This is a genomic window from Frondihabitans peucedani (genome assembly GCF_039537585.1).
Lineage (GTDB): Bacteria > Actinomycetota > Actinomycetes > Actinomycetales > Microbacteriaceae > Frondihabitans > Frondihabitans peucedani.
Genome location: NZ_BAABAU010000012.1, coordinates 40,745 through 49,348, shown reverse-complemented (window position 1 = coordinate 49,348; position 8,604 = coordinate 40,745). Strand labels below are relative to the sequence as shown.

9 protein-coding genes are annotated in these 8,604 nt (G+C 72.7%); 2 read left to right on the top strand and 7 right to left on the bottom strand.

The genetic code is table 11. From position 1 onward, the window contains the following. On the bottom strand, positions 1-1,356 hold a 1,356-nt coding region (locus ABD733_RS17560), incomplete at its 3' end, for a family 43 glycosylhydrolase (protein WP_344798640.1). A gap of 179 nt (positions 1,357-1,535) precedes the next feature. Between ABD733_RS17560 and ABD733_RS17555 the strand changes: the two genes are divergently transcribed. After that, the gene (locus tag ABD733_RS17555) at positions 1,536-3,389 is read left to right on the top strand and encodes a glycoside hydrolase family 2 protein (protein ID WP_344798638.1); all 1,854 of its coding nucleotides are present in this window, start codon (positions 1,536-1,538) and stop codon (positions 3,387-3,389) included. On the opposite strand, the gene ABD733_RS17550 is transcribed toward ABD733_RS17555, so the two are convergent. From ABD733_RS17550 to ABD733_RS17530, 5 genes are all read right to left on the bottom strand, one after another. Next, a complete protein-coding gene (locus ABD733_RS17550) occupies positions 3,370-3,675 on the bottom strand; it encodes a hypothetical protein (RefSeq protein ID WP_344798636.1) in 306 nt (101 codons plus the stop codon). The genes ABD733_RS17555 and ABD733_RS17550 overlap by 20 nt on opposite strands. Before the next feature lie 100 nt (positions 3,676-3,775). Continuing rightward, complete coding sequence (locus ABD733_RS17545) at positions 3,776-4,555, bottom strand: anti-sigma factor family protein (RefSeq protein WP_344798634.1); 780 nt, start codon at positions 4,553-4,555, stop codon at positions 3,776-3,778. After that, positions 4,552-5,061, bottom strand: a complete 510-nt coding sequence (locus ABD733_RS17540) for a sigma-70 family RNA polymerase sigma factor (protein ID WP_344798632.1) — start codon at positions 5,059-5,061, stop codon at positions 4,552-4,554. Before ABD733_RS17540 ends, ABD733_RS17545 begins: the two co-directional genes overlap by 4 nt. Beyond that, positions 5,058-5,813, bottom strand: a complete 756-nt coding sequence (locus ABD733_RS17535; RefSeq protein ID WP_344798630.1) for a YceI family protein — start codon at positions 5,811-5,813, stop codon at positions 5,058-5,060. Before ABD733_RS17535 ends, ABD733_RS17540 begins: the two co-directional genes overlap by 4 nt. A gap of 31 nt (positions 5,814-5,844) precedes the next feature. Next, a complete protein-coding gene (locus tag ABD733_RS17530) occupies positions 5,845-6,756 on the bottom strand; it encodes an NAD-dependent epimerase/dehydratase family protein (RefSeq protein ID WP_344798628.1) in 912 nt (303 codons plus the stop codon). 170 nt (positions 6,757-6,926) lie between these two features. On the opposite strand from ABD733_RS17530, the gene ABD733_RS17525 reads away from it, so the two are divergent. After that, on the top strand, positions 6,927-7,559 hold the full coding sequence (locus ABD733_RS17525) for a ScbR family autoregulator-binding transcription factor (protein WP_344798626.1): 633 nt from the start codon (positions 6,927-6,929) through the stop codon (positions 7,557-7,559). 5 nt (positions 7,560-7,564) lie between these two features. Here ABD733_RS17525 and ABD733_RS17520 read toward each other — a convergent pair whose 3' ends face one another. After that, complete coding sequence (locus tag ABD733_RS17520; protein WP_344798624.1) at positions 7,565-8,452, bottom strand: ScbA/BarX family gamma-butyrolactone biosynthesis protein; 888 nt, start codon at positions 8,450-8,452, stop codon at positions 7,565-7,567. Between the last annotated feature and the right edge of the window lie 152 nt (positions 8,453-8,604).

The following is an 8,604-nucleotide window of genomic DNA, read 5'->3' as shown; positions in this document are numbered from 1 at the left end:
GTCGGTGTTCACGCATCCTGCGTCTTCGGCGACGTCGTTGCTGAAGCGGTTCGTGAGGCGCGTGCCCGAGCCGCGGTCGCTGAGCTGCCACTCCTGGCAGGCCGTGCCCGCATCGTCGCCGAGGCCGATGTTCGCCCCCTCGTACCCGCATTCTGCGTTCTCCACGACCGTGTCGGCGGCGCGCGGCGAGATGGTGACGTACGCGTCTCCGTGGCCCACGGAGCGGCTGGGGTTGAGCGGCGGACTCACCCGGGGCCAGCCGCCGGAGCTCCAGGTGAGCGTGCGGATGCTGAGCTTCGGGACGGCGCCGTCGGTCGCGTCGTAGTAGTGGTTGACGACGAGGTCGGGCTGCGCGCCGGAGCCCAGCAGGATGTCCGCTCCCCCGGCTCCGACGAACTCGTTGTAGCCGCGCATCACCTCCGTGCCGCCCGTGCCGTTCAGCATCGGCGCCCCCGACGCGTCGACGTACGGTCCCGTGATGCTCGACGCCCTGCCGACGACGGTGCGGTAGTCGCTGTCGATGCCGCGGCAGCAGTAGTCGAAGGAGAGGAACAGGTAGTAGGAGCCGTTCCGGTAGACGATGGTCGAGTTCTCCTCCGCGTCGGGAGCGGCCCGCTCGGCGAGGTGGACGGCGACGTCGCCGGCCGGGACCCTGCCGGTGGCTCCGTCGATGCGGTGCAGCCAGATGCCCGAGAAGAAGGAGCCGAACGAGAGCCAGGTCTGGCCGGAGCGGTCGACCGTGATGCTGGGGTCGATCGCGTTGAAGCTGGTGCCGCCGGGCTGCTGGTAGTCGGTGGACTTCACGACCTGACCCCGGTCGTGCCAGCCGAAGTCGCGACTCCGCGGGTCGAGCGTCTTCGTCGTGGCCAAACCGATCACGGAGGTGTTCTTCCCGAAGATGCTGGCGGCGTAGTACAGCCGCCACTCGCCGTGCGAGTAGCTGAGGTCGGGCGCCCAGAGGTCCTTCGGGGCCGAGGCCGCGTCGACGCCGAGCGCCGGGGCGATCCAGGAGGGCAGGATCGTGAACACGGGAGCGAGGTCCTCCCAGTGGACGAGGTCGCGCGAGCGCTTGAGCGGGAGGAACGTGTCGGCCTTCCCGGCGTCGCCGGTGATGGCGAGGTAGTACCAGCCGCCCTCCTTCACCATGGTGGGGTCGTGAGCCACGGGGTCGTCGGCGCGGTGGCCGGACGCGACGGCGACGGACGACGCGACGGCGACGGACGACGCGGCCGAGGCGGCGGCCCCGACCGGAGCGGCAGCGGCAGTCGCCGCCACCGGCAGGGACGTGGCCCCGAGGGCGAGCGCTCCGATCAGGACGCCGAGGACGCGCACCCTGCGAGAGAGTCTGGTGATCATTCGAAACCTCCCCGAGCGCGGCTCGACGGTGAGATCGCGCTCCGCCGCTGCGGTCCCGCCCGAGCGACAGTGCGACGCTACAACGATGTAATGGATCTGAGAAGCCCCTGCTCGGAAGTCGTCGCGACGTACCGCCGACACTCCCCCGCTCTCGTCGAAAGTTCGGCACTATGACCAGCATGAGCAACGGCATCACGACGACCACGCCCGTCCCCGGCTCGGACCGCCCACGACCGGCGGCGAGCCTGCAGGCAGGCGACCACCCGCGACCCCAGCTCCTCCGCCCCGGCTGGCACGACCTGTCGGGCGAGTGGGACTTCCGGTACGACGACTCCGACGAGGGGCTCGACGCCGGCTGGGCGGCCGGCCTCGACACCGGGATGCGCATCGTGGTGCCGTTCCCGCCCGAGTCCCCCGCGTCCGGGATCGGCGACCCGGGTTTCCACCCGGTCGTCTGGTACCAGCGGTCGGTCTTCCGCGACGACCTCGTCGACGCCGGTCTCGGTGAGGGCTCCCCGCGCATCCTGCTGCACTTCGGCGCCGTCGACTACCGCGCCAGCGTCTGGATCGACGGCCACCTAATCGGCCACCACGAGGGCGGACAGACACCGTTCGTCTTCGACGTGACCACCGCCGTGTCGGGGGAGGGGCCGCACGTCGTCGTGGTCCGGGCCGAGGACGATCCTGCCGACGTCGCCCAGCCCCGCGGGAAGCAGGACTGGCACCTCGACCAGCACAAGATCTGGTACCACCGCACCACCGGGATCTGGCAGCCGGTCTGGCTCGAGGCCGTCCCGACGCTGTCGGTGGAGAGCCTGCGCTGGACGCCGTCGGTTACCCGGGGCACGGTCGAGGCGGGCGTGATCCTGCGCGGGCATGTCGGCGCGGACACCGTGCTCAGCGTCTCCCTCCGGATCGGTGAGCGCGAGCTCGGCAGCGTGCGGGTGCCGGTGACCTCCGGCCGGCCGACCGCGACCGTGGCCCTGCCCCACCAGCTCAACGGCCAGGCCTACGAGGACCTCCTCTGGAGCCCCGAGAACCCGACGCTGCTCGACGCGACCGTCGAGCTCGAGCAGGGAGGCGTCGTCGTCGACTCGGTCGAGTCGTACCTCGGCCTCCGCTCGGTCGAGGCGGCCCGCGGCGCGTTCCTGCTGAACGACCGCCCGTACTACGTGCGCTCGGTCCTGAACCAGGGCTACTGGCCGGAGTCGCACCTCGCGGCCCCCAGCGTCCAGGCGCTCCGAGACGAGGTCGAACTGATCAAGCGCCTCGGCTTCAACGCCACCCGGGTGCACCAGAAGGTGGAGGACCCGCGCTTCCTGTACTGGGCCGACCGGCTCGGCCTGCTCGTCTGGGGCGAGGTCGCCGGCGCCTACGAGTTCTCGCCCACCGCGGTGTCGCGGCTCGCGAAGGAGTGGGTGGACGTCGTCGAGCGGGACGTCTCGCACCCCTCGATCATGACCTGGGTGCCCGTGAACGAGAGCTGGGGCGTCCAGCACATCGCGCACGATCCTGCTCAGCAGGCGTTCTCGCGCGCGCTCGTCGAGCTCACCCGCGCCCTCGATCCCGACCGCCCCGTGATCTCGAACGACGGCTGGGAGCACCAGGACAGCGACATCCTGTCGATCCACGACTACGAGCCGAGCGGGGAGGTGCTCCGGCAGCGCTACCGCGACGAGACCGTGCGGGGAGCGCTCCTCGAGGGCTTCGGGCCGGCCGGGCGACGGATCCTGCTCGACGGGGTCGCCGACGCCGGCCAGCCCGTCATGCTGACGGAGTTCGGGGGAGTGAAGTTCTCGGTGACCCCCGCCGACGACGACGGCTGGGGCTACTCGCAGGCCGCCGACGCCGACGACTTCGACGCGCGCCTCGCCGACATCATGCGGGCCGTCCACGACAGCAGGATGCTCGTCGGCTACTGCTACACGCAGCTGACCGACACGGGGCTCGAGGTGAACGGGCTGGTCGGCGCCGATCGCGTGCCGAAGCTGCCGGCCGAACGGATCGCCGAGCTCATGCGGGGGGAGCGGTAGCCCGCTTCGGCGGCCTCCTCGCGAGGGCGGCCTGGGCCTCGGCGATCAGCTGGTCGTAGGTCGGGCCCGCCTTCTCCCAGTCGACGGTCATGTAGGGCTCGGCGGGTCGTCGCGATCCTGCTCCTTCGGGGGTCTTCGAGCCGGGCGGGGCGTAGCGCTCGATCGACGCCGGAGCCACGAAGGCGGCGCGCTCGTAGGAGCTGTCGGGGTCGGGGCCGGCGGTCGTCCGGGGCGGGTCGGTCGGCGCACTCCCGGCGGGCGCGTCGTCGGCTTCGGGGGCCCTCATGCGGGGGGTTCGGTGCCGTCGGCCTCCGCGACGGGCCTCAGCCGCAAAGCGACGCGGGGCGGCCGGGCCGGCCAGCCGCCCAGCGACGCGGGGCGGGCTGTCAGACGCGCGTCGCCACGAGGTCCCGGTCGCTCCCGTGCAGCCGGATCGAGACGGTGCGGATGCTCGCGAGGTCGATCTCGGTGGACGCGGAGAGCCCGGCGGCGCGATCCTGCGTCAGTGCCCAGGTGGCGACGGTCGAGGTCCGCCCGTCGTCGTCGGTGACCACGAGGTCGTAGCGGGCTGCCGGCCCTCTGCTCCAGAGGCCGGAGCCGTACGAGCAGTTCCAGTCGAAGCGCGTGCCCCAGGGCTTCCCGGTGATCCGGAGGTCGGCTGCGAGGCGGGTCTCGCCGCCGACCGGCGACATCGCCGTGGCCGCGGTCGTCCGGCCCGTGTCGCCGGCGAAGGGGGAGAGGCGGGAGCCGCCGAGAGCGACGCCTCCGACGAGGGCGACCACCGCGGCTGCGGCGGCGAGCGCCGTGACGAGCCCGCGGCGGCGCCTGCGACGACGGGTGGCCAGGTGGGCGAGGCGCCGGAGGTCGGCGCCCTGCTGCTCCGCGTCGGCGCGAGGGGCGTCGACCTCGTCGGCGCGGACCGTGAGCGCGTCCTCGGTCGAGAGCCGGGCGAGGATCCCGGGCATGCCGGCCAGTTCGGCGACGCTCTCCCGGCACGCGGGGCAGCCGGCCAGGTGCCTCTCGTACTCGAGGCGCTCGTCCGCGGGCAGCGCGCCGAGGACATACGAGGCGTCCCAGTCGCGGTACCGGTCGTCGAGGCGCTCGTCGCGCCGGTCGTCACGCCGGTCGTCGCGCCGGTCGTCACGGGACCCGGGGGTGTCGTTCATCGGGTGACCCCTCTCTCTTGCAGTGCGAGTCGGAGGGCGCGCAGGCCGTAGTGGAGCCGCGACTTCACGGTCCCTTCGGGGATGGCGTGCCGCCGGGCGATCTCGGGGACGGTGTGGCCGAGCCAGTAGGCGTCGACCACCACGACGCGGTGGTCGGCCGACAGGGTGGCGAGGGCGTCGGCCACCAGGATGCTGTCGAGCACCGCGTCGCTCCGGTCGGCGACGGCGGCCTCGGTGGTCGTCTCGCCGTCGACCTCGCGCCGCTTGCGGGCGCTGCGGGCGTCGTCGACGACCAGGTTGCGGGCGACCGTGAAGAGCCAGGCGCGGGCGCCGTCGTCGTCGCGCTCGAGCACGGCCGGGCGCTGCCAGGCGCGCACCATCGTCTCCTGCACGACGTCCTCGGCGAGGTCGCCGTCGCGGGTCAGGTGCTGCACGTAGCGGCGGAGAGCAGGACCGTGACGCCGCTCGAGGGCGGTCAGGATCTTGTCGTCCGCCGGCCGGGTCACGACCCCTTCTTGAGCGAGAGCGAGACCTCGACGGCCCCGTGGTCGTCGACGGTCACGAAGCCGAGCGAGGGCGCCGACACCCCGAAGTCCGCGAAGGCGATGGGGATCGAGCCCACGACCTGGAGGTCGTCGCCGTCGACGCCGACCTGCGCCTCGAAGGTCTCGGCGCGGGTGACCCCGTGCAGGGTGAGCCTGCCGGGCACCGCGACCGTGGTCGAGCTGCCGGCGAGCGCGGCGCTCAGGTCGACCGGCTTGGTGACGACGAACGTGGCCTCGGGGAACTTCTGGGTCTGCAGCGCGGTGCCGCGGAAGTAGGCGTCTCGGGCCGACTCCGGGGTGGAGATGTCGCCGACCTGCACGGTCACCGTGCCCGACGAGAGCCGGCCGGCGTCGAGGGCGACGTCGGCGGACACCTTCTTCGTCCGGCCCACCACGTTCACATTCTGGCCCTGCAGGACCTCGTGCACGCGGTAGCCGGCGAACGACGACCCGGTGGCGGCCCACGATCCGGTCGACTCGGCGGAGGTGAGCCGCCCGGTGCCCGCACTGCCGCCCGAGCCGCTGCCAGCCGTGCTGCCGCTCCGGGCACCCGAGCTGAGGGTGGGCGCAGCGGCCGCGGAGCCGTTGACCTGCTGGGCGTAGAGGCGCGGGCCGACGATCACGCCGACGCCGATCACCACCACGGCGACGGCGCTGCCGATGAGGAGCCCCCGGGTGAGGCGGCGGGGACGGCGTTCGCGATTCTCAGTCATACCCAGGACACGAGGCGGCGGGCCGGATGGTTCAGATCCGGTCGAGCAGATGTCGCCGGTACCACTCCGTGTCGGCAGCGTCGAGCGAGAAGCCCCGCGGTGCAGGCAGGCCGAGGTCGCGCCACAGGCTCGCCGACTCGAACCAGTTGTCGACCAGGATCAGCGAGCGCTGATGCGGCGTGAGGCCTGCTGCGCCGTGGCGGCCCTCGCGCCCCGCCCCGGCGTCCGACGTCACCCGGTCGAGCCCGAGCACCCACCGGAGCGTCGCGACGACGGCGGACATCCGGTCCGGATCGGGGGCGTTGGCGTTGCGGACGGTCCCCGCCAGGCCCGGCGGCCACGGCTCGGCCGCCCCGACGACGGCGCGGGCGAGGTCCCGGACGTGGATCGTCGAGACGAGGGCCGACGAGCGGCCTGCCTCGTCGCCTGCCGCGATCAGCCGCGCGAGACCCGGGACGACCCACCGGTCGCCGGCTCCGTAGACGAGGTTCGGGCGGAGGACGACCCCGCCCGCGCCGAGCACGATGCTCTCCGCCTCGGCCCGGGTCCGGCTCGCCGCCGACTGCGGCGCGAGGCCGTCGGTGCGCGCGGCCGCATCGCGGTGCGGGCCCGGCCCGACCACGGACGCGGTGCTCACGGAGACGAGCCGCGGCACCCCGGCGTGCAGGGCCGCGGTCACGGCCGACCGGACGCCGTCCGCGTTGGTGCGCCGAGCCTCCTGCTCGTCGGTCCCGACATACGCCGCCGACAGGACGACCGCGTCGGCACCCGCGAAGACGTCCCGGAGCGTCGCCGTGTCGGAGAGGTCGACCGGGCGGGAGACGGGCGGCCGGTCGGGGGCGCTCCGCGACACCCCGACGACGTCGAGCCCGCCGAGACGGGCCGCCTCGACGACCCGGCTGCCGATGAACCCGGTCGATCCGACGACGACCAGCCGGGTCACTCGCAGAGTCCGTCCTGCGCGAGGGTGTCGGGGGAGGCCGAGACCGTCTGGGTAAAGTGGGCCCTATCTGTCGAGGTCCGGCGGCGACGACCCCCCGCGCCGCCGAGGCCCACACGCCCGGATCCTTCCCAGGGTGCCGCCCGTGACGAGACAAGCGAGAAAGGCGACCTGTGCCTCAGCAGGAACGAGCCCACGCGACCCGCGCGTCGATCATCGTCGGCGCCGCAGCCGTCTTCAACGTGAAGGGGTTCGTCAGCGCCTCGCTCGACCTCATCGCCGACGAGGCGGGGGTGACCCGGGGAGCCCTGTACTTCCACTTCCGGTCGAAGGACGACCTCGCCAACGCGGTGATCGCCGAGCAGCACCGGATCTCCCGGCAGTACGCCGAGCAGGCGCTGTCGGCCGCCGGCTCCGCGTTCGAGGGCATGATCCGGATGTGCGACGGCCTGGCCCACCAGCTCGTCTCCGAGGTCGTCGTCAGCGCGGGCATCCGCCTCACGACCGACGGCTCCGCGTCGATCCTGTCGGCCACCGACCCGTACGAGGACTGGATGCGGACGTTCGAGAACCTCACGAGCATGGCGAGAGACGAGGGCGACTTCCTCGAGACCGTCGATCCCGAGCGCGTCGCGAAGTTCATCATCCCCGCCTACACGGGCGTGCAGCTGGTCTCCGACACCCTGCACGGCAGGGCCGACCTGTTCGAGCGGGTCCGCGACATGTGGGAGCTGCTGATCCCGGGGCTCGTCCGGCCCGACAGGATCGACGCGAACCGCCGGCACCTGGAGCTCATCAAGCGCTGACCCGGTCACGTCACGACGAACGACCCGTGAGCGAGGACGACGCCCTCGCGCACGATCTCTGCGGTGGCCGGCAGCGCCGGCGAGTCGCCGAGGCCCGTGACCCGGATCTCGGGGTCGTCGGAGAGCTCGATCATCCGGTCGAACGAGAGATCGAGGGTCGCGAAGTCGACAGCAGGATCGCCGAGCACGGCGCGGGCCGTCTGCCGCAGGCCCTCGACGACGAGCATCCCGGGGACGTGATCGAGATCGTGGTCGAAGAAGGCCGGGCTCAGCGGATCGACGAGCAGCGCGAACCCGGCCGGGGGAGCGGACCGGCCGATCACGACCAGTCCCGAGTGCGCCACGCCCGCGACCGCCGGGGAGACGGCCTCGACCGGGTGCCGCCGGATCGGCGGGCCGTCGTCCTGCGCGATCCCGGCCCGCACGCGGCGGTACGCCTCGGGGGTGACGACCCTCGCGAAGCCCTCGCCGCTCGCGATCTCCCGACCGTCCTGCGTGATCCGGAGATGCGACACGAACGCCGTCGGGCCCGAGGCGCCCCGCCGCACGTCGGTGAAGAGCACCTCCACGACGAGGTCGGAGCCGGCGAGCGCCGACGGCGGGGGCAGGATCACGCGGGTGCGGAGCCTGGACATCAGGAACTGGTTGCCCAGGGGGACGTCGTAGAGCGTGTGGGCGATGTAGGTCGTGACCTGCCGCACGGTCTCGGCGACGAGGGCGGAGTCGACCCGGCCCGAGCGGCCGAGGAGCACGTGGTTCCGGGGCCACTGCACCGCGCTCTCGAAGCGGTCGCCGCCGAGGGGCCTCGCGTCGGTCACGAGCACGTCGCTCAGCTGCCGTCGATGCACCAGCCGACCCGACACGAGCCGCTCGAACGACAGGGGTGCCGCCACAGACTGTTCTCGAAGCATGTTCGCCACTCCGTCTCCCCGCGCCCAGCGCGCTGAGGCTCATCTGACCGCAAACAGGCTCACCTCCTTGTTTTGACACGCCGAAGGATTGCTCCATGTCTGGGCCTGGATTCGTTCACGTGGTGCAAAACAGG

Coding starts and splice junctions, on each gene's coding strand:
- ABD733_RS17535 (WP_344798630.1), bottom strand. CDS start 5,813: ATGACTGAGAATCGCGAACGCCGTCCCCGCCGCCTCACCCGGGGGCTC.
- ABD733_RS17545 (WP_344798634.1), bottom strand. CDS start 4,555: ATGAACGACACCCCCGGGTCCCGTGACGACCGGCGCGACGACCGGCGT.
- ABD733_RS17555 (WP_344798638.1), top strand. CDS start 1,536: ATGAGCAACGGCATCACGACGACCACGCCCGTCCCCGGCTCGGACCGC.
- ABD733_RS17550 (WP_344798636.1), bottom strand. CDS start 3,675: ATGAGGGCCCCCGAAGCCGACGACGCGCCCGCCGGGAGTGCGCCGACC.